Source organism: Gilliamella sp. LMG 34362 (assembly GCF_984569125.1).
This window is the reverse complement of record NZ_OZ474902.1, coordinates 1-26,579: the sequence shown is the minus strand read 5'-3', so window position 1 is coordinate 26,579 and position 26,579 is coordinate 1. Positions and strand designations below refer to the sequence as shown.

Genomic DNA, 26,579 nt, shown 5'->3' with positions numbered 1-26,579 from the left:
ATAAACATTACTTTTTAAAGCCTATAATTTGATCTATGATAGTTAAATTCTAACATAGCTTAGTAAAACCTACCTTACTATTATTTTAAAAGGCTAAAATAACATGTTATCCCAATCAGCTAACAAAGAACCTTTTGGTACATTACTTGGCTATGCGCCGGGTGGTGTTGCTATTTACTCTTCTGATTATGAAACATTGGATCCTGAACAATACCCTAATGATGCGTCATTTCGAAGTTATTCAGGTCATGAGTATATGGGTTATAAGTGGCAATGTGTCGAATTTGCTAGAAGATTTTTATTTCTAAATTATGGGATAGTCTTTACCGATGTCGGTATGGCACATGAAATATTTTCGTTAAGATTTCTTCGTCAAGTGATTAATGAAGCCATTTTACCATTGCAAGCATTTGCTAATGGTAGCAAAAAAATGCCAGAAGCGGGAGCATTGTTAATATGGGATGATGGCGGTATGTTCGATAGGACAGGTCATGTAGCGATTATTACTGAAGTTTTTGATAATAAAATTAGGATTGCCGAACAAAATGTTGTCCATACTCGGCTTCCCATTGGTCAACAATGGACTCGAGAATTAAAAATGACGGTATCCAATGATGGCTACTATTTACACGATACTTTCGATGATACCAAAATTTTAGGCTGGATGATTCAAACTGATAATACTCTCCATAGCTTACCACAACCGAATGTTGTTAAGCATTTACTTGATATTCATAGTGTCCATATCGAAAATCATGGTCAATTTGATAAGAAATGGTTGAACGAAAGTGATGCATTAGAAAGTGCCTATGTGTCAGCAACTGGACACGCCATCAGTCATGATGATCAGTATCGTTATTTTACTATTTCGGAAAGCGCTGAGCTGGAGCTTATTCGTGCAACAAACGAACTTCATTTGATGTATTTGCATGCTACCGATAAAGTTTTAAAAAATGATAATTTATTGTGTAATTTCAATATTCCTGAAATTCTTTGGCCACGGCTTAGATTATCATGGCAACAACGCCGTTATCAGATGATCACCGGACGGTTAGATTTTTGTATGGATGAAAGGGGCTTTAAAGTTTATGAATATAATGCTGATTCAGCCTCATGCCATACCGAAGCAGGGCAAATTTTGCAAAGTTGGGCAATACAAGCCGAATTAAATGCTGGTGTTAATCCTAGTGCGGGTTTACTTAATGCATTAGCCGACTGTTGGAAACATAGTGATGCAAAAGCGTTTGTACATATCATGCAAGATAATGATAGTGAAGAAAACTATCATGCATTATTTATGCAAAAAGCACTAACTCAAGCCGGATTTGAAAGCAAAATTTTACGCGGACTATCGGGACTCAGTTGGGATAAACGAGGACGATTAGTAGATGATGAGCAACGCCAGGTCACCTGTGTATGGAAGACTTGGGCATGGGAAACTGTACTTGAACAACTTCGCCAAGAAAGTGAAGCTCAAGTGGCAGGTTTACCAATTAGAACATGGCATCCGGAAAATTCGGTTAGATTAATAGATGTATTACTTCGACCTGAGGTATCGGTTTTTGAACCTTTATGGACGGTGATTCCAAGTAATAAAGCCATTTTGCCAGTGCTATGGTCATTATTTCCTAACCACCGCTATTTACTTGAATCTTCATTTGAACTCAATGACAATTTAATTAAAAAAGGTTATGCAATTAAACCGATTGCTGGGCGTAGAGGTAGCGATATAGAGTTAGTTGGTTGTCATGAGCAAATATTGGATAAAACGGTTGGCCGATTTGCTAAACAAGAAAACATTTATCAAGAGCTATGGTGTTTACCTAAAGTTGATGATCGTTATTTACAAATTTGTACATTTACTGTTGGTGGCCATTATGGCGGTGCTTGTTTACGTTCGGATCCCTCTTTAGTTATAAGAGGGGAAAGTGATATGCAGCCTTTACGAGTATTAACTGATGAAGAATTTATTAAACAACTTTACAAAAAAAGTTGAGGAAAGGGGTTTTTTAAGCATAATTTGTCAAATTGATCGTTCAATTTATCAATGACAGATGGTGAGTTTTGTTATTTAATTAAACATAGCTAATTAAGTTATTTTTATCTTATTAAAAATAACTAAAAATATTATATCTATTTGATTGAAAACGACAATGACAATAACTTAGTTTTTTTGATAGAATTGATATAATACAAATAATAATTATAAAAAATGTAATTAAAATAAAGGAATATCAGGATATATGGCAAATACATTACTGCGCAGTGGCGATATTAAAGATTTTAAAATGCTCGGGCATGACGGCAAAGCTGCTTATCTTGTCGCTTCGCAAATTCGTGAAATGTTTCGAGTTAAATTAGGTCGCCAATACTCTGATTGTTTAGCGATACCTCAACGCAATGATCAGGGTAATATTGTTGATTGGTACATTCCTTTCGACTCAGAACAACCTGATGGTCAATATGATATTATCCCTTGGACTTCAGCTAGTGAAGATGAACAAAAGTCTGCATTAGTTTTACTAAAAGAATTCGAAAGTAAAGTTATTGAGTTAGGTCAAAAATTAGCAAGTAACCCTAATCTAGAAGGCGATCAATTACTTTTTAGTCGATTGATCTACGATCCAAAACAAAACGAAAATAGTCTTGAACCGAATTTGATGGCGATACGTTTCCCTAGCAATCAATTTGTCTATATTGTTAATGGTAAACCGGTTATCACTTTTTGGGGATTTGTTAACCCTCAGACGCCACAAGCAACTTCACCTTTCTACTGTTTGGAAGCATTTCGAAAAGCTGCTCCAAAGGTTGCAGCCACTGCTCCAGTACAAGCCCCTGTTATTGTTAAAAAACCTTGGTGGAAGCGTTGGTGGATATGGTTTTTAGGATTATTACCTTTGTTATTACTACTATTATTAGCAATTTTTTGGTTAAAAGGTTGTAGTTGGAATCCAAGTATATCTATCGATCCCAAAATATCTTTAGATGGTAAAGTTGATATTCCTGTGCCAACAGTGGTAAATGATAAAGAGGACAAACAAGAGAAAAAAGAGCCAGAGCCAGAAATCAAAGAGGTTAATAATAAACCTGTTACTATCGTTAATGGCGTAGTACCAAATGGAAAAGTTGCAGTAGATCCTAACGCGCTGCCTGTTAATGGTATCGCTACAGATCCAGCTGTAGTTGATAACTCGGCAGCTACCGCACCAGATCAAGGAATGGCTAATAATGTAAATCCAGATGGTGTTACAGAGCAACCACAACCTACGTCTTCACCTGATGATAAAGGAAATGGAGAGCAAGGTGAACAGGGAAATAAGGATGATAAAGGCAGTAATGCTAATCCATCTGATGATAAAAAAGATAATCAAGATGGGCAAAATAAAGATGATAAAAATGGACAAGTGCCACCAACACCTGATTTAGATAATAAACCAGCTATAACGAATAGTAATTCTGATCAAGGTAATCAACCTAATGCAAATGCTAGTCAAGCAAATAATTTAGCCTTACCTGCTGACGTGTTAAAACAGGGATCAACGAATTTCTTAAATGGTCAATGGTCAGTTGGTGCTGGTATTCAAGATAAAGCAACAGGTAAGCCATTGCAGTTAAGTTATAATTTTAATCAAGGCAATGGTGAAGTAACGGTTACTCGCAGTGATGGTGTTAAATGTGTTGGTAACGTGGGTACTGGGATCCAGAATTCTAATTTAAATATTACTGGCAACTCTGAAGCCATTTGCAGTGATAATACTAAATATCAATTACCTAAAATTCAGTGTAAATCAGGTAAAGACAATCAAGCTGATTGTCAGGGAATTTATGATAACGGGACTTCGTTCCCAATTACGATGAAAAAACAATAGGATTGTATATGCTTCCAGAAATACGCAACTATGGTCAAGAAGTTACACTGATCATGAATAGTGGAATTCAATTTCTTGATTTTGCATTGAAAATAGATTGGAAAGATAATCAATGGCGCAGTAAAGTTAATGGTTGTTTTATTGATCCATCAGAAAGTGGAGCGTTAGTTAGATTAATTGAAGATATCGATAATGGTAAATTTTTTGCACCAGATAATCTCTCTTTTGCTGTCACACCTACTCAAGAGATTAGTGTTGAGCAATCCTTAAAACTATATGATGGTATTTGGTTGCCTATTCCAATTTTAAGATCTATTCCACCAGAGCGTTTTGATAAAGGACCTCATAACTGGAGTCGAGTGCGAATTGTTAATATTCCAGAAGGTGAAGACCCAGATGGCAATACTCATCGTATTACCTTTGCCTTTGATACAAAAATTTTTACCAATATGCAGGATGTTGCTTATTTGGCACCAACGGAAAATGATGTCAAAACTGGAGCCGTATTTAGTTTAGCTCATCGTTCAGATCAAGTCTCATGGTATTTAGAGCAAAAATGGATCACCAGTTGGTTAATTGATTTATTCCAAGAATTAGCCCCTCAAGCTGAACGGTTAAAAGTACATAAAGATGATATTAATTTAGAAATAGCTAATAAAGCTTATTATGGACATTATTTAAATATTCTCAATTTGTTAGCTGATTCATTACAGTTACCAAAAATTAAAATTGTTTCAAATAATCGAGATGATGTAATTAAATCGATTCCTGTTGATATGATTTTAGATGTTGGTAATTCAAGAACTTGTGGCATATTAATTGAAGATCACGTTCAAGATAAAGATAGTTTAAATCGTCGTTATGAGCTTGAAATTCGAGATTTAACTCAGCCCGAACATATTTATAATGAACCATTTGAAAGTCGAGTAGAATTTGCACAAACTTTTTTTGGTAAGGAACATTTTTCGCTTCAAAGTGGAAGACGAGATACATTCCGCTGGCCAAGTATTGTTCGGGTCGGAAAAGAAGCGAGCCGTCTAGCTAGTCGCCGCGAAGGAAATGAAGGGGCTACCGGACTTTCAAGCCCGAAACGTTATTTATGGGATCAAGAAAAGTATGAGCAAGGCTGGCGCTTTAATTCACATTATGTCAAAAGTGATCATGAGCCATTTGCAACCGCAGAGCCGTTTTCTAGTCTAATCAATGAGTATGGTGAAGCATTGCATATCCTCAGTAATGAAATTGAGGAAGAATTTGACCGAAAAATGCCCGTTTTTCACCCAAAATATTCACGTAGTTCATTAATGACATTTATGCTATGTGAAGTATTGATGCATGCTCTAATGCAAATCAATAGTGTCGCTCAGCGCAACAAGCTTGAACATGCAAGAACACCGCGTAATTTGCGTTCTATTATTCTAACTATTCCACCGGCAATGCCAAAACCAGAACAAGCGATATTTAAAAGCTGTGTTTATCAAGCTATTGGCTTAGTTTGGAAAAGCTTAGGTTGGGATAATTCTGATGATAATATTGATTTTAGTAATCCTGAACAATTGAAAAGTATTTGGCCAAATATCCCTGAAGTTTATATTCAATGGGATGAAGCAACTTGCGGACAAGTTGTTTATCTCTTTAACGAAACGCAAAACAATTATAATGGCCGTTCAGAAGAATTTATTGCTTCAATGGTGCGACCAGACAAAACCAATAAACAGAAACTAACAATTGCCACTGTTGATATTGGAGGTGGAACAACAGATTTGGTCATCAATGATTACGAACTTGATTATGGTGCCAATAAACAACTTAATAGTAGTAATGCTTATCTTGTTCCAACTCAACGTTTTCGTGATGGATTTAAAGTTGCAGGTGATGATATTTTGCTTGATATCATCCAAGATACTGTTTTGACTTCATTAACTAATGGATTAAAACAGGTTGGACTTGTTGATCCTAATCCGATTTTATCGACAATTATTGGTTCACAGCAGGTATCAATTCAAGACGCAGTACTACGACAACAATTAACTTTACAGTTATTTACACCTGTCGGATTACAAGTATTAAAACTTTATGAGCTTTATGAACCATTACATGCTGAAAAACATGTTTATAATATGACTTTTGGTGAGTTATTACAAAATAATGTGATGACAGATAATGTTCTGAATTTTATTAATGAACCAGTTCGCCGAGCTCTAAATAATCCTGAATTTTCCGTTCTTGATTTAAATGTTGAAATAAATCTTAAACGTATTCATCACTTATTTATTCGTGGTGATTATTATAATATTTGTAAAACGTTCGATGCTTTATCTGAAAATATTAGCTGTTACCAATGTGATGTGCTGTTATTGACCGGACGACCATCTCGTTTACCTGGTGTACAAAGTTACTTCCGTTCTCGTTTATCTATCCCTGCAGGACGTGTTTTGCCGCTACATGGTTATTATACTGGTGGTTGGTATCCTTTCCATAAACAAGAGCGCATTGATGATCCTAAAACAACCGCTGCAGTTGGTGCTATGTTATGTTTCTTAAGTAAAAATCTAAGATTAGCGAATTTTTATTTTAGATCAGCAAATATGGAGTTGTACTCAACAGTTAAATACATTGGTCTATTAGATAATCTAAATATGATAAAAAAAGAAAATATCTATTATCAAGATATCGATTTAGATAATCCTGATTATGATTTTCCTGAAGTCTCTTTTGAAATTCGAGGCACGACAAGACTTGGTTTTAAACAGTTAGAAATTGACCGTTGGCCTGCTTCACCAATTTATATTTTAACGATCGAAAATAGTGATGTAGCTAAAAGATTGAGTGCTGAAGGGGTTGTTTTAGAAGTAACATTAGGAATAAAAAATCGACAAAAAACAGTTGAGAATTTCTATATTAAAGATGTTAAAGCTTCAGATGGACGTGCTTGCAGTAAAACCAAGGATATAAAGCTTAGTCTGAATACAATGGTAAATTCTGGCTTAATTAGCACACAATATTGGCTTGATAGTGGAATGATAAAACGATGAAAAATTTAAACGAACAACTTCCTAAATCTTGGGAACAGATTTATCAAGCATCAGCACAGGCAATTGAATGGGTCAATCAAACCCGAGACTCATCAAAGCGTTTGCATAATGAAGCTGATAATTTAATTCTTGATCTACGCCGATTACGTAATAGTGCTAAACGTTTAGGTGATGTGTCGACTAAGTCGGTTGCGGTCGGTTTTTTTGGTTTGTCACAAGCAGGTAAATCTTACCTTATTTCAGCATTAGCAGCAGGTGAAAATGGAAAACTTGAAACAGTGGTTGATAATGAAATCTTAGATTTTATTGATCACGTCAATCCTGTCGGCGGGGGTAAAGAGGCAACTGGTCTTGTTACTAGATTTAGTCGTACTGCTAAAGGTGGTATTGCCAACTATCCACTAGAGCTAAAACTATTTCAAGAAATAGAAATTGTTAAAATCCTGATTAACGCCTATTTTAAAGATTTTGATCAGCAAAAAGTTATCAATAAAGTTGAGTTTTCTGAGCTAAATCAACTTATTCAACGTATCGAAAGTAAAAAGCAAGTCGATTATACCGGCGGTATAACTGAAGATGATATCGTTGATTTGTATGATTATTTATCTGAAAATTTTGGCAATTCACTTGAAGGATTGAAAGGTGGTTATTGGGAAAAAGCCATGTCATTGCTACCTTATCTTTCAATTACCGACCGTGGTAGTTTATTTTCTGTGTTATGGGGTGGTATCAGTGAACTTACGGCAATTTATATTCAATTGGCGACAACCTTATCAAGCTTAAATCATGTAAATACCGTTTATGCGCCCCTTAACGTGTTAGTCAAGGACAATGGTGATGGTACCAAGTCGCAGATTGATAGCATCATGAATGTTGATATGCTTGAAAGGTTAAATACTGAAAATGATTCATCGGTAACCGTTACGCCATTTAATGGAGTGCCAACTTCAATATCATTAGCGCAATTAGCCTTTTTAACAGCAGAATTAATCTTCCCATTAGTGAATAAAACTCGTGTACCTACTTTTGAGAATGTCGATCTGCTTGATTTTCCAGGATATCGAGGTCGATTAAATTTAATTTCTATTTCTGATGTCAAAGAGGGTAATCCTATCGCTCAACTTTTATTACGTGGTAAAGTTGCTTATCTTTTTGAGAAATATACTGATAGCCAAGAGATGAATGTTTTGGTGGTTTGTACGCCATCGGATAAACAATCAGATGTTAATGATGTTGGTCCAGTATTAGAAAGATGGATTGATAAAACCCAAGGCGAAACAGCTGATAAAAGAGCAACAAAAAAAGCTGGATTGCTATGGGCTATTACGATGTTTGATAAACGAATTGGAGCATCATTGTCACTGTCCCAAGACAATTTAAGAAATACCTGGGGTAAAGGTGGCTTATTACAGCAGACCATTTTAGAACGTTTTGGTAGTTATGATTGGCTATCCAATTGGTCAAATGATGGTAAATTTAACAATGTATTCTTGGTACGTAAACCAGGATTTGACGTGCCATTTTTAAATGTCGATGCTAAAGCAAACGTTGAATTATCCTACAATGATAATTATCAACAAGAAATGTTAATGTTGAAAAATACATTTGTTGAAAATCCGGATATTCAAGAGTATGTCAACGCTCCTGATCAAGCGTGGGATGCGATGTTACAATTAAATGATGGTGGCATTGGTCGAATTAGCCAGTATTTAGAACAAGTCGCCATTACTGAAGTTAAACAACAGCGGATTGTTGAACAACTTAATGAACAAATTGATTATATTATCAATATGCGTTTTGATACTTGGTATCAAGCTGGTAGCGATGAAGAATTAGGTAAGAAAAAACAGATAATTAATAATGTTGTAAAAGAACTACAAGGAAAAGCATTATTATTAGGTGAATTACTTAAAGTTTTAGAATTGCCGGATCAAACTATTCGAGCTTTGTATCATTCTAGCCATATGGATAATGATATCAGCAATACTAGCGGTGATGACGTAATCGATAATTCTTCAAATGATTTTGGCTTAAATACCGATTTTGAACTTTTTCCGGAAGTAAATTCGCCTTTACAACCTCAGGTAGTTGCTAATATCGCAAGCGAATCAAAATTTGCTAAAAATGTGTTTACTGCATGGCTAGAACATTTAAGAAATATTGTATTAGATAAACATATTCTACAATTTTTCAGTATTGATCAGAAAGCACTCTCTTTTATTGTTGAAGAGTTGATTACTGGTGCTAACCGTTTGAAACTTGAAACAAGCTTAACTGAAAAAGTTTTAGCTAATGAAAATGTAGGCAGTAAGCGTGATGAGCTTGAGTCTCGGCAGATTAGCTCTATTAATATGTTATTGGCTGACTTTATTGCATGGCTTGGTTTTATTCCTGGGCAAACAAACGATATTCCTGATAGCCGAGTTAATCAAGGTAAGCCGATATTTTCATCGCCATTGACTCAATTTTCAAGTCAATTATCACATCCATTGCCAGTACTTGATGATAAGACCAAAAATTATTCTCAATTTGCTATATTTGATTGGTTTATTGCCTTTGCGACGCTTGCTCAAGAAAATGTTGGTCATCATGCTGGTCGTGAAATAAGCCAAGAACAAAACTCTCGTCTTGGTGAAATTTTAACTTGTTTTAAGGAATCACAAATATAATAGTATTATTGTGAATATATTTAATAACAACAATTTAATAATTATTAATAACAATAAGGTGGTTTTTAAAACTACCTTACATATATGAAATATCCATAAAATAATATTAATACAATTATAGTGATGAAATAGAGGATATCATGGCATTAAGAATTGAATTAGAAGGCGATAAACCGGGTGTTGCTAAGTTTTTGGCGCAAAAATGGAGTGGTAGTGCAGATATTGATATACTTATTCAACGCAACCAAGATGGTTATTATTTGTCCGGTCTTAATCAATGGGGACCAGAAAAAAATTGGCATACTGTAACTAGCATGTCTGTCGAGAATGAGCAATTAAGTGGTCTCGTTGATGAATGGCTAGTTGATTCTTTGTTATCTCAAGAAAATAGTGTTAGATTTCTTGCTGAAATTCGTGATAAACAGAATCAAAGCTATATTGATAGAGGGGTGATCAATATCGCTGAAACAGTATTCCCTTCATCTGCTTTAATTACCTCGCCAGCAATATTTGATGAGATTGAACAAAATACCTTTGAGCCGAATAAAGTAGCCTCTAACCTTGTTGAATCTGATGATTCTCAACCTGTAGAACCTGAAACCGAAGAACAAACAATTGGGGTGGAAAATGAGGTAATAGTAGAACCTGAAATGGAATCTGAAATAGAGGTAACGCCAACACCAACGATAACACAACAAGAGGTGTCAGCTTCACAACCCACTAAAGCAAAAAGTAAATTAGGGTTGATTATTATCATTTTTGTCATTCTGCTGACTTTAGCTGGGATTGGCTTTGCAGTATGGTATTTTTTATTTTCTCAAGATAAAAATCCTTTAACTTCTCTAACTCAAAGTAATAGTCAATGTAATATTGCTAATGCAACAACTGATGATTTATCTTTTATTCAACAATGTTTACAGAGTAAACCAGATGCTGATGCAGTAATTGATGTAATAAATCAGGCTAAACAAGCTAATAAATGTAATATCGCACAACGGTTATATGCCAATCAATCTTTATTGAATGCCAAAGTGGCCTTACTTTATGCGAAAGAATACGATGTGAAGTTTTATCAAGATAACCAGTGCTTCAAGGCAGATAAAGAAACGGCAATTTATTGGTATGAAACGTCATTAAATAATGATCCAAATAACGAGCTGGCTAAAGAACGGTTAGCTGAATTACAAAAATAATTAAGGTGCAGGTATGAAAAAAACAGTAATTTCAACATTGATTTTCGGATTTAGCCTGACTTGCTTACCTTTGGTTAGTTCGGCTTTAGAACCGTTAAAGCAAGCCGGTAAAACAACGCTTTATCAGCGAGTCTTGAGTACACCAACTTGTGAGTTAAAAAAAAATATTAATGATGCTACTGGTCAATCAGTACCTGCCTTTTCGCGTTATTATGTGTATGAACGGAAAAATGAAAATAATCAAGAATGGTTGAATGTTGGGCCTGATTCATATGGTAAAACTGTTGGTTGGATTAATAATTCCTGTGCTGTTGCTTGGAATATGCAACTGACTTTAGTTTTTACTAATCCTGTTGAACGTGATCCTTTATTATTTTTCAAAGATAAAACCTCTTTAGCAACAATTGTTGATGCTGATAAACCAGAAACATTAATAAAACCTATTCGTGATGCACTAAAAGAGAATAAAATCGCACCGCAAGTGGTGGCACAAGAACCTAAAGAATTTATTGATTTTAAAAGTAATTTCTATTTATTACCTATCTTACAGGGGGAAGAGGTAATGAATGGTCAAGGCTTTTATGAAAGAATTTTAGAGGTTGCTTCGGTTAGTAAACAAGAAACAGTTGTTAAAAATAATAAGTCGACTAAACAGTCTGCTGATGATAATACTAATCAAGTTGCCCCATTTAAGGCTGCTATTGTATTTGTTATCGATTCAACTATTTCAATGGATCCTTATATTTCTAGAACCAAAGAAGCAGTGGAAAGAGTTTATCAGCATATTGAAAAAGAACATTTACAAGATCAAGTTAAATTTGGTTTGATTTCGTTTCGCTCAAGTTTAAAAGCCTCAGATAAATTGGAATTTGTCAGTAAAGTTTTTGCAGATCCAAATAAAGTAAAAAATAAAGATGATTTTAAAAAATTAAGTGCTTCACTCAAACAAGCATCTGTATCCACCGCTTATTTTGCTGAGGACTCCTATGCAGGTGTATCTCAAGCATTAAATGATATTAATTGGAATAGCTTTGGTGCTCGATATATGATTTTGATTACCGATGCAAGTGCTATTCCAGGTGATGATAAGCTTTCAAGTACCGGTATGGATGCAGCCCAATTGCGACTTGAAGCACAGCATAAAGGAGTTGCAATTTATGCTTTACATTTAAAAACACCGAGTGGTGAAAAGGATCATCAAGTAGCAGCTGCCCAATATTCTGATTTGACTTATAACGATTTTATTCATAAATCATTGTATTATCCCGTTAATGCTGGCGATGTTAATGAATTTGGTAAGAAAGTCGATTCATTAGCACAAGCTTTATCAGAACAAGTTAAATTAGCTTATAAAGGGGAATCATCAGTTGGTAATGCGCTTAATGCTAAAGATGATGATGCCGATATGTTAAAAGATGCTTTACTATTGAGTAAGGCGATGCAATTAGCTTATCTAGGCGATACTAAAGGAACTAAAGCGCCAACTGTTTTTAAAGCATGGATTGCTGATAAAGATTTTATTAAACCGACTATTCCAACTGCAGAACCACGAATTTTGTTAACTAAATCACAATTAAGTGATTTGAGTGATATTGTGACTAAGATTGCTAATGCAGCTAATGATGGATTAATTTCAGCTGATGATATGTTTTCACAACTACGTTCGGTTGCTGCGGCAATGGGACAAGATCCAAATAAATTAAAATCAGATTCTGTCACTAAGATTGCTGATTTAGGTTTACTCGGTGAGTATTTAGATAATATTCCTTATAAAAGTGATGTAACCGGTCTTGATCAAGAAACATGGAAGAGTATGAGTGGAATAGAACAAGAAAAGTTTATCCGTAATCTAAATAGTAAAGTACGTTATTATCAAAAATGTAATGCTGATGTTGATCGTTGGATTTCATTATCTGAAGGTAGTGATCCGCGCGAAAATGTTTATCCTGTACCATTAGAAATGTTGCCATAAAAAATGTTAACTATTAATAATCTGGTAATTTCCAGACCGATAGGCAAATCTTTCTTTAAAGTTTGCCTACCAGAGCTTTCGGTTAAAGCTGGTCAAGTTGTTGTCATTAAAGGTGATAGTGGTTGTGGTAAAAGTACTTTACTCGAAATGATTGGTATGATTCTTCAACCTGATGAAATTAGCCATTATCATCTTATAATTGATAATCAAAATTACGATATTGCTGATGTGATTCAACGCAATGATGTAAATGAATTAGCGACTATACGCGCAAAATATTTGGGATTTATGTTACAAACGGGTGGATTATTACCTTTTTTAAATATTAAAGATAATATTTTATTATCAGCGAAGTTATTACAAAAAAATATTGAACCAACCAGATTTAATTACTTAATTGATAAATTGAATATAGGTCATTTGTTGAATAAATATCCTAAACAGTTATCAATAGGTGAAAGACAACGAGCATCTTTCATTCGTTCGATTATTCATAGACCTGCGTTACTGTTAGCTGATGAACCAACTTCCGCACTTGATCCTTATAATGCTAATTTATTATTTGATCTAATTATAGAGCAAGCCCAGCAAGATAATATTGCGGCTATGATTGTCACTCATGATTGGCAGAAAATTGAAAATAAAGGATTGTTTACTTTATCGGCAAAATTAACTTCTACACAATCATCAGAATTTTTACCGTTATCAAGTAAGGTATAGAAGATGGATAATGTAACATCAAAATGGCGATTTATTATTCGGTTATCATTAGCCGATTTATGTTATGATAAGAAAGTATCATTTTGTATTATCGCATCTATAATATCAGTCATTACACCATTGTTGCTATTATTTAGTTTGAAGTATGGTGTTGTCGCTCAGCTACGCCATCAATTACTTAATGATCCACAAAATTTAGAGATAAAAATTGTTGGTAATCTACAACTTGATCAACAGATGTTCGATTGGATTGCAAAGCAACCTGAGACGGCATTTGTTATTCCTCTTACTCGTTCTTTGAATACTCAAGCGGATTTGCTTAATGATTCAAGTCATTTTGTTAATAATGCTGAAGTTATTCCGACCGCTAAAGGTGACCCAATAACTCAAGATATGCCTTATATTCCTCAAAAAAATCAAATTCTATTGAGTTCTTTGGCGGCCGAGAAAATGCAAGCAACTATTGGTAGCCGAATAAAAATGGTTATTACTAGACAACTAGATGGTAAATTGGAAAAAGGAAGAACTGAATTAGAGATTATAGGCATCATTCCTGAAGCGTATTATAGTCGTGCAGCAGGTTTTATAAGCTTAGATCTTTTAATTGAAATGGAACATTTTTATGATGGTTATCAAAGTGAAATTTTTCCAACCGGAACAGGTTTAACTGATTCTTCCTACCCTAACTCATTTGCAAGAGCTCGAATTTATGCTAATTCGCTTGATAATGTTGCTCCTTTAGCATTTAAATTGCGTGAAAAAAATATAGAAACGCGAACTCAGGCTAATGCGATTGAAAATATGCAAGCTATTGATCGAGTCTTAGGTTTTATTTTTAGTGTGATCGCTATTACGGCAATTTTTGGATGTATATTATCTTTCAGTGGTTCATTTTTATCTAATATCGAGCGAAAACGTAAGGATATTGCTTTTATGAGGCTTATAGGATTTAAGTCTAAGCAAGTTATGTTCTATTTACTGATACAAGCAATGGCGTTAAGCTGTTTAGCTTTTATCGTATCATGTTTGCTATTTTTATTAGGAAATTGTGCATTTAATCTGGTTTTAGGTAAAAATTTAGTTTCACAACCAATCGTTAGTCAATTACAATTTTATCATTTCATTATCGCATTTATACTAACACTATTAGTATCATTTGTGGTTGTTGCGATAGGAGGACGAGGTGCTATCAGTATTCAACCAGCCGAAAGCCTACGTGAAGCGTAAGTTTAAGCCTATTTTTTGGGGGATTATTTTCGGTTTTATTCCTAGTATGGGATATGCTCAGTCATGGGATAGTAAATTTTATAATCCTAAACCGGCCAATGATGATGTTATTCTGCCTATGCCGTGTGAAGGTAGTTTGGTGATGAGAAAAGTTTTTACACCAACACGTAACCCATTGGATGATGTTAAAATTGTTTTAGGTAATAACCAAAAAGAACTTGGTTTCGCTGAGTATGCAACACCTAATTATATCTCAGGTAGTTTTTCTGATGATGGTGCAGAAAGATATTATCTTATTGGGAAATATGAAATTACCGCTCTTCAGTATCAATCAGTTATGAATGATAATTGCCCAACAGCCAAAACTAATCTTGCTTTTCCTATTACTGATATCAGTTGGTTTGATGCTGTAGCTTTTACTGATAAATATAATCGTTGGCTAATTGAACAAGCAAAAAATAGATCAAAAGACTTACCCAAAGGGTATGTTCGTCTACCAACTAATACTGAATGGGAATATGCGGCAAGAGGTGGTTCTAAAGTTAGCGAATCAGAATTCCGTGAATCAAAATTTCCTATGGTGAATAGTTTAGAAAATTATGCTTGGTTTTCTGGTGCAAAATCAGCCAATGGTAAACTTCAACTTATTGGTCGGTTAGATGCTAATCCGCTTGGTCTTTACGACATTTTGGGTAATGCGAATGAAATGATGTTCGATTCATTTCGCATGAATAAACTAGATCGTTATCATGGTCAGCAAGGAGGTATGACTGTTCGCGGTGGAAGTTATTTAACGCCAGAAGCATCGATAACTACTGCATTCAAAATAGAAAAACCTTACTATGATCTTCAAAGTGCTTATAGAAGCAAAGATGTTGGATTTCGGTTAGTTTATACAACTGAAGTTATGCAGTCGAATGATCTAGTAAAAGAACTGGACAAAGAATGGAATGAACTGGGTAACCAAGCGGGTCTTTCAAAAGATGATAATGTGGTTAGCGAGCTGGAAAAAATTACCAAGCAAGTTGATGATGAAAAAACTAAAAAAGAATTAAATCAACTTAATGCTCTTTTACGTAGCGCTAATCAAGCTCGTGATGAACAGAGAGATCGCTCTATTCAATCAGCTTTACAATTAGGTGCTTTTTTATGTGCTAATGTTTCCGATTTGAATGCTAAATTTGAATATAACAATAATTTATTTGAAATAATGACTAATGAGGTATGTGATCCAAATGAAATAGAAACATTGAATGAAGATAATATGTGTTCCAAAGTGAAGCTAAATGATTTAAAAAATGTCCTAAATGAATCTAAAAATGCCCGTGATTTTATATTAAAATATTATTCAGATACTATTGTAAATACTGCAACAAATTATGAGAAGGATACCATTAACAATCAATCTAAGCCTACGCAATTTATACTTGAAAATAGTGGTAAAGCCAACATGAGCGATTACTTAAAACTCTATTTCAAACATATTAATAAATATATTGAATCCGGGAAGATCGACCGAGTAAATTGGCTTGAGACGTGTAATGAAATAAAAGGAAGGTAATAATGAATAAATTAATAGTAACAATGACCTTGTGTATCTCACTGATTCTATCAGGTTGCCAAGCATCAGGTGGTGCAAGTTCAAAAGATGTTGATCCAGCTTTAAGCAAAAGTAATAGTGCCAAATTTTTTAGTAAATCAGCATGGCAGTCTTGTGCTATAGGGGCTGGTATCGGTGGTATTGGTTGTGTATTATTGGGCGGTAAAACTGGCACATGTCTTGCCTCAGCGGCGGTTGGTTGTGGTGTAATGATGGGGGCCAATTATTATCTTGATAATAAACGAGCTGAATATGCTGATGCTGAAATGCGACTTGATGTTTATATTCAAGATGTTCAGCAAAATACTTATGAAGTCCAAGCAGTTACTGAAAGTGCAAAAGCTGTTTTAGATAAAAACTTGGCAACATTAAAATCATTAAATAAACAAATTAATTCTCAATCCGTTACTAAAACACAGGCCCAAAAAGATCTGACTCAAATAGACGCCAATATTGCTTATTTGAAAGATAAATTATCACGCATGAAAAAAGTTGAAAATGATTGGGTTTCAATTTCATCACAAGAACGACAATCGGGTGTAAATGTGTCAAAACTTGATAAAGAAATTAATCAGTTACATAAACAAATTGCGGTACTTGAAAAACAAATTAATCTTGTTACTCAACAACGTTCAGCTGTAAGGGTAAGCTAATTATGAAAAAGATATCTGTTCTATTTTTACTTAGTCCATTGTTACTTATAACTGGGTGTTCGACAACGCCAGAACAATGTGACCCAACTAATACTAACATAGGTATTATGGATAAAATTAGTTGCAATTATTCAGGTAACTATCAAGCTCGTATTGATAAAAAAGAGCAAATTTTAGAGAATGAAAAACGAGCTAATGCACAATTCAGAGAAATTTATGCAACGATTGAAAGACAAAAAAATTCGACTTCATCAAGTGTTAAACAAAAGCAAGCACAGTTGCAAAAGTTAAAAAAAGAATTGACTCAATTAACTAATGAAGTAAAACAAAAGGCTAAAAATCGTGATGATTTACAAGCACAAGTTAATGATATTGAGCAACAGTTGAAGAAAGTTAACAATTCCAATTCATCTGAACTTGAAAAACAAGTTGAATTAGATAAGTTAAATAAAAAACTTCAACAGCTACAAAAAGCTTTAAATTTAGGTAAATAATTTAGCAATGCAACGTATAACAAGAGTTATATTTGATCAGGGTGAATCTGATAAGATTTCTTTGTTAAAAGAATATAATTCTTTGTTAGTATTGCTAAAGAATAATTTAACTGAGCGAACATTTTCAATTTTAGGTCAGCCAAAGTTAATTGATAATAATCAATATATTGGTTGGTATAGTAATTTAGAAGGGCAACCTATTTTACTCAATGATATTGAAAATGAAGAACATAAAAAACAGATAGAAAAAACGCTGAATACACGAATTAATGACCTTGAACTCGTAATCAAATCAATGTCATTGACAAGAGAGGAACAAGCTTTAATATCTGCATGGTTACCGAGAATAAAAAACTCAGGAAATACCATTTATGTAATTAATGATGAACCTGTTATTGTTAATTCATTTAAAGCTCCGATTTTACCTGAACCTACAGCAATACCACCTACATCAAAATCATTTTGGCGTTGGTGGTATTTTTTATTACTCGCACTGTTTTTAATTGTATTGCTTGGTTTTATTTGGTTCTTTTTTTGTCCTTATGGCAAAGAAAAAGCATCAGATTCTCCATCAATAATGGCACAAAATACAGAGAAAAATAGAGTTGAATCAACCCCAGTAGTTAAACAAACTAATGTTTTAGAACCAAAAAACGAAACTGTAACAGAAGTTAAGAATTGTATAACTAAAGAAGAAGCTACTAATAAGATATCGGCTTCTAAAATGGTGATGATATTTGATAATTCAGCCTCAATGACTTTAACCTTGATGGAATCACAAGAAAGTATCGATAAATATTTAAAAAGTAATTTTTATTCGATGACAGAAAAAGAAGCCGAAGCTTATGAAAGAAAAATGACCAGATTACCTAATCGTTTATCAAGTAGTAAAGAAGTAGCATTAACCAGTATTGATAAAATACAGCAAAATATAGATATTTCTCTTGTCACGTTAACAAGTTGTCCGGCTGCGCAAACTACATCATTCTATCCTTATGAAGATAGAGAAAAATTAAAAAGTAAAATTAAACGGTTGCAGCCATTAGAATATAATAGTGCGACGCCATTATATAGTGGTGTTAAACAGGCAAGTAAAATGCTTGATGGTATTAATCGTGATGATTATATATTAATTATTAGTGATGGTGAGGATAATTGTACAAAAAGTAATATATGTACTCTTGCTAATGAAATAGCCATAGCGCAACCTCGTTTAAAAATTAATATTGTTGATATTGCCGGACAGCATAAAATAGATTGTGTAGCAAAAAGCACTGGCGGTAACGTTTATATAGCTCAAAATCCAACCGAGCTTATTAAACAAATGAGTAATGCCGTTTCAGATATGAATATTAGTAAACCTATTTGTAAATAAGATATAATAATTTTGATTTAATTGACAATTTATAAATTAAATATTTAGCTAACTAATAGACTTTTATAAAGACTTTTTAAGTAACAAGGAATAAGTTGAGAGATGCAAAGAATAACTCGTATTGCTTTTGATCATAGTAACATAGACAAGATGCAGTTACTGGAACAGTATAATTCTTTACTTTCAATACTTAAACCTCATTTGACCGCAAGAACATTTTCAATTTTTGCTTCATCAAGATTAATAGAAAACAACCAATATATTGCCTGGTATACTGATCTTGAAGGCCAACCTGTATTGCTTAATGATATAAGTGACTCGTCGCAAAAAGCAGTAATTGAAGACGCCTTACATACTCGAATCAATGATATTGAGACTACAGTCAAATTAATTCCCTTAGATCATCAACAAAAAGCTTTAGTGTCTTCATGGTTATCAAGAATTAAAAATCCAAATAATCAAATTTATGTAATTAATAATGAACCAGTTATTATTGATACTTTTGAGCCAATTGTATTACCTGAACCGCCAATTGTCGCACCAAAAAGTTTTTGGCGATGGTGGTATACCTTAATTTTAGTTTTACTTTTATTATTAATTTTAGGTTTGATATGGTTCTTTTTTAATCCTTTCAAAAAGACTAGCAAGGTGGAACCAATCGTCGAACCAGCGATTACACAACCAATTGAACCGAAAAAAACGGAACTAACCGTTGAATTTGCAAAACAACCAGAACTTGTCATTAAACCTAAACCTGAATTAAAACCAGAACCACAGGTTTCAGAGCCACAACCTGTAGTTGTACCTGACCCAACACCAGAGTCGGTTAGCAAATCAGAACCTAAACCAGCGCCAAAAGTAAAAAATCCACCAAATTGTATTACTAAGGAAGAATTGGTAAAAAACTCTAATCCATCCAAGATGGCGTTGATCTTTGATAATTCTTTATCAATGACGGTAACATTAGCAGAGCCTCCTTCACAAGTTCAGCAATATTTTAATTATTTAACCCATGGCTACCCTAGCTATATGCCTGCATCAGAAAGAATTGCGTATGAAAAAAGGATGTCTCGACTACCGACTCGTTTATCAACCAGTAAAAAAGTAGCATTGACTAGTATCGATAAAATTCAACAAAATATTAATATAGCATTAGTGGCATTAAATAGTTGTTCAGCGGCAGATACAACACCATTTTATAATTATTCCGGCAGAGGCGCTTTAAAAAGTAAAATTAATCGATTAACACCAAGTGCAGCTGGTGGCGGAGGTACACCACTTTATAGTGGATTAGAGAAAGCAAGTAAAATGCTTGATGGTGTAAAACGAGATGATTATATCCTTATAATTAGTGATGGCGATGATAACTGCACAAGAAGTAATATTTGTACTCTAGCTAATTATATTGCAGCTCAAAAACCTCGACTCAAGATAAATATCGTTGATATAGCGGGTGAACATAAAATAGATTGTGTAGCTAATGCTACTCGAGGCAAAGTTTATATCGCACAAAGTCCTAAGGATATGATTAGACAGATGAATAAAGCGGTATCTGATTTAAAAATTAATCGTCCTGTTTGTCAGTAAACAGATAAATAAAATTGATAATACCAAATGATTAGTACTAGATTTTACTCAATAGCTATCTTTAAGAAAAATAATTAATAAAAATAGTAAAAAACCAGACAAAATGTCTGGTTTTTTTATTTATTAAACAATTGTTATTAGAAGTCTAAGTTAGCTGCTTTTAATGCATTTTCCTCAATAAATAGTCGGCGAGGTTCGACTTCATCTCCCATCAATGTGGTAAACAATTGATCTGCTTCAATTGCATCTTTAATGGTAACTTGCAACATACGACGACTGGTTGGATCCATGGTTGTTTCCCATAATTGTTCGGGGTTCATTTCTCCTAAACCTTTATAACGTTGGATTGTTAATCCACGACGAGATTCTCGAATTAACCAATCAACAGCCTCTTCGAATGAGCTTACTGGTTGTTTTCGTTCGCCTCGTTGTATAAATGCACTTTCTTCAAGTAAATCTTTCAATTGTGAGCCTAAATGGCAAATATTTCGGTATTCATTACTATGAATAAATACTTGATCTAAAGCATAACAGGTATCAACTCCATGTGTTCTTACTTTGATTACAGGTATATATAACTCTGCTTTTTCATTGTAATCCGCACTATAATGGTAGCTACTGCCATGTTGTTCTTTATTTGATAATTTTTCAACAATTGATTTTGCCCAGTATTCAGATTTTTGTTGGTCTTTTAAAATATCTTCATCTAATACTTCTTGATAGACTAATTCTGATAACAACGCGCGAGGATAGCGACGTTCCATTTTAGTAATTAGTTTTTCAACTTTTTGGTATTCAGCAATTAATTTTTCTAAAGCTTCACCAGCTAAAGCAGGGGCATGATCATTAACATGTAGTGATGCATCTTCCAAAGCTAGAGCAATTTGAAATTGAGTCATTGCATCATCATCTTTAATATATTGTTCTTGTTTGCCTTTTTTAACTTTATAAAGTGGTGGTTGTGCAATATAAACATAACCTCGTTCAATAATTTCAGGCATCTGACGGTAGAAGAAGGTTAACAATAAAGTTCTAATATGTGAACCATCCACATCCGCATCGGTCATGATGATAATGCTGTGATAACGCATTTTATCTGGATTATATTCATCACGACCAATACCACAACCTAAAGCAGTAATTAAAGTTGCGACTTCTTGAGATGAAAGCATTTTGTCAAAACGGGCTTTTTCAACATTAAGGATTTTACCTTTTAACGGTAAAATTGCTTGATTCCTACGGTTACGGCCCTGTTTTGCAGAACCACCCGCAGAGTCCCCTTCCACTAAGTAAAGTTCTGATAATGCAGGGTCTTTTTCCTGACAGTCAGCTAGTTTACCTGGTAAGCCACCTAAATCTAAAGCACCCTTACGGCGTGTCATTTCTCGCGCTTTTCGTGCTGCTTCGCGAGCTCTAGCAGCATCAATAATTTTGCCAACCACAATTTTGGCATCCGATGGATTTTCCAGTAAATACTCGGCTAATTTTTCACCCATTACTGATTCAACTGCTGATTTTACTTCAGACGAAACCAATTTATCTTTGGTTTGTGATGAAAATTTAGGATCTGGTACTTTTACTGATACTACTGCAATTAGTCCTTCACGTGCATCATCACCAGTAGCACTGATTTTAGCTTTTTTGCTATATCCTTCAGCTTCCATGTAGTTATTTAATGTACGCGTCATTGCTCCACGGAAGCCAGCTAAGTGGGTACCGCCATCACGTTGAGGAATATTATTGGTAAAACAATAGATATTTTCTTGATAGCCGTCGTTCCATTGTAAAGCAACTTCGACACCAATATTATCTTTCTCAGTACTAAAATAAAAAATCTTCGGATGGATTGGATTTTTATTTTTATTTAAATATTCAACAAATGCTTGAATACCACCTTCATAATGGTAGTGTTCACTTTTACCGGTTCTTTCATCTGTAAGTTTTATTGAAACACCAGAATTTAAAAATGATAATTCACGTAATCTTTTAGCTAAATGATCGTAGACAAACTCGATATTAGAAAAAGTTTCTGGGCTTGGCCAGAAGCGAACATAAGTACCAGATTCGGTTGTTTCACCAATTACTTTTAGCGGTTCTTCTGGTACACCTAAATGATAAGTCTGTTTATGAATTTTACCTTCACGGTAAATAACTAATTCTAATTTATCCGATAATGCATTTACAACCGAGACACCAACACCATGTAAACCACCAGAAACTTTATATGAGTTATCATCAAATTTACCACCAGCATGTAAAACGGTCATAATAACTTCTGCAGCAGAAATACCTTCTTCTTCATGGATGCCGGTAGGTATTCCTCGACCATCATCTCGTACTGAAACAGAATTATCAGGATGGATAGTAACTTCAATATGGTGACAATAACCCGCTAATGCTTCATCAATGGCATTATCTACCACTTCAAAAACCATATGATGAAGGCCTGTACCATCATCAGTATCACCAATATACATTCCTGGACGTTTTCGAACCGCATCAAGTCCTTTAAGTACTTTAATGCTTGAAGAATCATAAGAGTTAGACATGGATTTCTCGACTTGTTTAATTATTTATATCATTCTATATATTTAAGAAATTATACCAGATTTTATGTGAAAAATCTTATCATTTTCATCGATCATATGGGTAATTTGCTCTTGATTAACCGCTGTAATAAAAACTTGAGATTTGGCTGATTTTAATCGTTTGGCTAATAGATTACGTTTATTTTTATCAAGTTCAGAAGCAAAGTCATCTATTAAATAAATACATGATAATCCAGTTTTTTCTGAAAAATATTCACCTTGTGATAAACGTAATGCACACATAAGTAATTTTAGTTGTCCACGAGAGAGTAGATCTTCAACTGGAATATTATCTATACGTAATTTTATATCGGCTTTATGTGGGCCTAATGAGGTATAGTTAATGAATTTATCTCTCTCAAATTGTTTATATAAAATATCAGAATAATTCACCCCATATTCCCAGCCTTGATAATATTGGCAATTAAGTTGATACTCAGGTAAAAAATTCCGACAAGTTTCTATAATTTGCGGAAATATATTTTGACTATAATCAGCTCTAATTTGACTGATTTTTTCGGCAATTGGTATTAGTTCTTTATCCCAAGGTAATAATTGATTATAGTTAGACGATTGTTTTAATAGTGCATTTCTTTGTTTAAATAATCGTTTTAAATTGTTCCATAATGATACAAATTCTGGGTAATGATGAAAACATCCCCAGTCTATAAACGATCGACGATATTTTGGGCCTCCAGTAAGTAAATCAAATCCTTCTGGAGTAATTAGTTGAATAGGTAATAGCTTAGCCAAGTCAGTTAATCGAAATCCCTCATCACCGTCAATTTTTATCGTATTATCATTATTTCTTGTTTTTGATAATCCTATTGTACGAATTTGTTGCGATGACTCTATTTGGCTGAATAAAACTAACTGAGGCTTTTCATGTTGTATGATCCTATTCGATTGAATATGTCTAAATGCACGGCCATGCCCTAGCATATAAATAGCCTCAAGTAGACTAGTTTTTCCACTACCATTATCACCAACTATATAGTTGAAATGATTTGATAATGATAATTCAGCATAATCAATGTTGCGAAAATTATGGATTTTGATTTGTGAAAGAGTCATGTTGGTAAAATTTCCGGCCGAAGCCGGAAGTTTGATAGATAGTTATTATAAGCGCATTGGCATAACAACATAAGTAGCCGATTGATTATTGATATCTTCAATTTGCACACTGGATGTTGCATCTGTTAATAATAATTGTACACTATCACATTTTAGTGTGTTTAATATATCTAATAAATAAGTCACATTAAAGCCAATTTCAAGCTCTTGTGACTCATATTTCACATCAATCACTTCTTCCGCTTCTTCTTGTTCAGGATTATTTGCTGTGATTTTTATTTGGTTATTATGTACATATAATCTTATACCGCGGAATTTTTCGTTTGAAAGAATTGCTACTCGTGATAACGCATTTCTAAGTTCTTCGCATGAAACTTCAAGTGGTTTATCCGGATTACGCGGCATTACTCGTTTATAATCAGGAAATCTTCCATCAATAAGTTTTGAGGTAAAGGTAAAATCACCAAGATTAACACGCAAATTATTATTACCAATCTGCATATTTACCAGTTCATCGTTGTCACTAACCAGTTTAGCGAGTTCTATTACCCCTTTTCTAGGTAAAATAACTGAACAGGATTCTGAGATATTTTGACCTACGGGTTGAGCACACACAGCTAAACGGTGACCATCTGTCGCAACAGTTTTTAATAATCCATCTTCGATCTCAAATAGCATACCATTTAAATAATATCTGACATCTTGATTAGCCATTGAAAATTGGACTGCATCAATAAGTCGTTTGATTGTCTTTTGTGGTATAGATAGATCAACATCACTTTGCCAATTTTCTAAATTAGGAAAATCTGTAGCCGGTAATGTGGCTAAGGAAAATTTACTACGCCCAGATTGAATGATTAATCGATTATCGTCAACGCTTATCGAAATTTGGGCATTACTTGGCAGATTTCGGCAAATATCGAGGAACTTTCTTGCCGGAACTGTTGTTGCCCCTGGCTCACAAGATTCGGTTAAAGGAAGATGAGATATCATCTCAATCTCTAAATCGGTTCCGGTCATTGATAGAGTATTATCGATGACTTGTAATAATAAATTACCTAAAATAGGTAAAGTAGGGCGACTGCTTAATGGTGCGCTAACAAGCTGTAAGGGCTTAATAAGTTTTTCACGATCTATAATAAATTTCATAGTGTTAATTCTTTTTTAAGTTGATAATGTTCTAATTAAATTGGAATAATCCTCTTTAATATCATTGCTTTCTTCTTTCAATTCTGCAATTTTTCGGCATGCATGTAATACAGTTGTATGATCTCTACCGCCGAAACCATCTCCAATCTCTGGAAGGCTCTTATTCGTCAACTCTTTCGCTAACGCCATCGCAACTTGTCTTGGTCTTGCAACTGAACGGGAGCGACGTTTTGATAGTAAATCAGAAACTTTGATTTTATAATATTCAGCAACCGTTTTTTGAATATTTTCAATAGTAATCAATTTTTCTTGTAAGGCAAGTAAATCTTTCAAAGCATCTTTCACAAAATCAATAGTGATAGATTTACCTGTAAAATTGGCATTGGCAATCACTCGATTCAATGCTCCTTCTAATTCACGTACATTTGAACGTAAGCGTTTAGCAATAAAAAATGCTACCTCTTCAGGTAGTTTTATATTATTTTCTTCTGCTTTTTTCATTAGAATTGCAACTCGAGTTTCCAGCTCCGGTGGTTCGATAGCAATGGTTAAACCCCAACCAAATCTTGATTTTAAACGATCTTCAACGCCATTAATTTCTTTTGGATAACGATCAGACGTTAAGATAATTTGTTGATTACCTTCTAATAACGAGTTGAAGGTATGAAAAAACTCTTCTTGAGATCGTTCTTTATTAGCAAAAAATTGTATATCGTCAATAAGTAGAGCATCAACAGAACGATAATAATTTTTGAATTCTTCAATAGCATTATTTTGTAGTGCTTTTACCATGTCTTGCACAAAACGTTCTGAGTGCATATAAACCACTTTGGCATTTGCTTTACCAGCCATAATCCCATTACCAACTGCATGTAATAAATGGGTTTTACCTAAACCGGTTGAACCATATAAAAATAACGGGTTATAAGCTTTTCCTGGATTTTCCGCGACTTGTTTTGCAGCTGCTACAGCTAGTTGGTTAGATTTACCTTCAACAAAACTATTAAACGTATGTTTATGATTAATCCCTGAATAGTAAGTATGGTTACTATTGCTTTCTTTAGTTGTTTTCCAAGCTGGAACAACATCAGATTTAGATTGGTTAACTTCAGATTTTTTTTCTACGGATAGAGTGGAGCCGACTTCAATGTATAATTTTAACGAATCATTATCTAAAAGTGTATTTAATAATTGTGAAATAGTCGTTAAATATTTATTTTTGACCCAATCTAATACAAATCTATTAGGTGCATAAATATAAAGTTTATTCTCAATCATTTCTGCTTGCAACGGGCGAATCCATAAGTTGAATTCTGTTGTTGGAAGCGCTTCTTGTAATTGAGAAAGACAATCTTGCCAAATCGCAGTAGACAC

Annotated in this window: 17 protein-coding genes; 13 read left to right on the top strand and 4 right to left on the bottom strand. The window is 34.0% G+C overall.

Features of this window, described 5'->3' with window-relative positions:
- Positions 1-103 precede the first annotated feature (103 nt).
- The 13 genes from gss to AC5LWZ_RS00025 all read left to right on the top strand — a co-directional run bounded on the left by gss (position 104) and on the right by AC5LWZ_RS00025 (position 20,394).
- Positions 104-1,996, top strand: a complete 1,893-nt coding sequence (gene gss / locus AC5LWZ_RS00085) for a bifunctional glutathionylspermidine amidase/synthase (protein WP_493463788.1) — start codon at positions 104-106, stop codon at positions 1,994-1,996.
- Between the two features lie 247 nt (positions 1,997-2,243).
- Complete coding sequence (locus tag AC5LWZ_RS00080) at positions 2,244-3,869, top strand: SrfA family protein (protein ID WP_493463787.1); 1,626 nt, start codon at positions 2,244-2,246, stop codon at positions 3,867-3,869.
- An 8-nt stretch (positions 3,870-3,877) separates the two neighbouring features.
- Positions 3,878-6,904 carry a virulence factor SrfB gene (locus tag AC5LWZ_RS00075; RefSeq protein ID WP_493463786.1) on the top strand — a complete coding sequence of 1,009 codons (3,027 nt, stop codon included), beginning with the start codon at positions 3,878-3,880 and terminating at the stop codon, positions 6,902-6,904.
- Entirely contained in the window at positions 6,901-9,573 is a 2,673-nt protein-coding gene (locus tag AC5LWZ_RS00070; protein ID WP_493463785.1) for a putative virulence factor, read from the top strand. Before AC5LWZ_RS00075 ends, AC5LWZ_RS00070 begins: the two co-directional genes overlap by 4 nt.
- 140 nt (positions 9,574-9,713) lie before the next feature.
- The gene (locus AC5LWZ_RS00065; protein ID WP_493463784.1) at positions 9,714-10,766 is read left to right on the top strand and encodes a hypothetical protein; all 1,053 of its coding nucleotides are present in this window, start codon (positions 9,714-9,716) and stop codon (positions 10,764-10,766) included.
- A gap of 13 nt (positions 10,767-10,779) precedes the next feature.
- Entirely contained in the window at positions 10,780-12,738 is a 1,959-nt protein-coding gene (locus tag AC5LWZ_RS00060) for a vWA domain-containing protein (RefSeq protein WP_493463783.1), read from the top strand.
- 3 nt (positions 12,739-12,741) lie between these two features.
- Complete coding sequence (locus AC5LWZ_RS00055) at positions 12,742-13,458, top strand: ABC transporter ATP-binding protein (RefSeq protein ID WP_493463782.1); 717 nt, start codon at positions 12,742-12,744, stop codon at positions 13,456-13,458.
- Between the two features lie 3 nt (positions 13,459-13,461).
- A complete protein-coding gene (locus tag AC5LWZ_RS00050) occupies positions 13,462-14,685 on the top strand; it encodes an ABC transporter permease (RefSeq protein ID WP_493463781.1) in 1,224 nt (407 codons plus the stop codon).
- Positions 14,642-16,246, top strand: coding sequence for an SUMF1/EgtB/PvdO family nonheme iron enzyme (locus AC5LWZ_RS00045; RefSeq protein WP_493463780.1), 1,605 nt, complete (start codon positions 14,642-14,644; stop codon positions 16,244-16,246). Before AC5LWZ_RS00050 ends, AC5LWZ_RS00045 begins: the two co-directional genes overlap by 44 nt.
- 2 nt (positions 16,247-16,248) lie before the next feature.
- Complete coding sequence (locus AC5LWZ_RS00040; protein ID WP_086361445.1) at positions 16,249-16,938, top strand: coiled-coil domain-containing protein; 690 nt, start codon at positions 16,249-16,251, stop codon at positions 16,936-16,938.
- A 2-nt stretch (positions 16,939-16,940) separates the two neighbouring features.
- A complete protein-coding gene (locus tag AC5LWZ_RS00035) occupies positions 16,941-17,432 on the top strand; it encodes a hypothetical protein (protein ID WP_110447011.1) in 492 nt (163 codons plus the stop codon).
- Positions 17,433-17,439: 7 nt separating this feature from the next.
- Complete coding sequence (locus AC5LWZ_RS00030; protein WP_493463779.1) at positions 17,440-18,807, top strand: vWA domain-containing protein; 1,368 nt, start codon at positions 17,440-17,442, stop codon at positions 18,805-18,807.
- Between the two features lie 102 nt (positions 18,808-18,909).
- Positions 18,910-20,394, top strand: a complete 1,485-nt coding sequence (locus AC5LWZ_RS00025; RefSeq protein WP_110447013.1) for a VWA domain-containing protein — start codon at positions 18,910-18,912, stop codon at positions 20,392-20,394.
- Between the two features lie 137 nt (positions 20,395-20,531).
- Here the strand turns inward: AC5LWZ_RS00025 and gyrB are convergent, their stop codons facing one another.
- The 4 genes from gyrB to dnaA are packed head-to-tail and all read right to left on the bottom strand — an operon-like array spanning position 20,532 to position 26,579.
- Entirely contained in the window at positions 20,532-22,943 is a 2,412-nt protein-coding gene (gyrB, locus tag AC5LWZ_RS00020; RefSeq protein WP_198201638.1) for a DNA topoisomerase (ATP-hydrolyzing) subunit B, read from the bottom strand.
- A 42-nt stretch (positions 22,944-22,985) separates the two neighbouring features.
- The gene (gene recF / locus AC5LWZ_RS00015; RefSeq protein WP_493463778.1) at positions 22,986-24,056 is read right to left on the bottom strand and encodes a DNA replication/repair protein RecF; all 1,071 of its coding nucleotides are present in this window, start codon (positions 24,054-24,056) and stop codon (positions 22,986-22,988) included.
- 45 nt (positions 24,057-24,101) lie between these two features.
- Positions 24,102-25,205: a DNA polymerase III subunit beta gene (gene dnaN / locus AC5LWZ_RS00010; RefSeq protein WP_110447016.1), complete on the bottom strand. Its 1,104-nt coding sequence runs from the start codon at positions 25,203-25,205 to the stop codon at positions 24,102-24,104.
- 15 nt (positions 25,206-25,220) lie between these two features.
- Positions 25,221-26,579 (bottom strand): chromosomal replication initiator protein DnaA, encoded by a 1,359-nt coding sequence (dnaA, locus tag AC5LWZ_RS00005; protein ID WP_493463777.1) that lies wholly within the window; start codon positions 26,577-26,579, stop codon positions 25,221-25,223.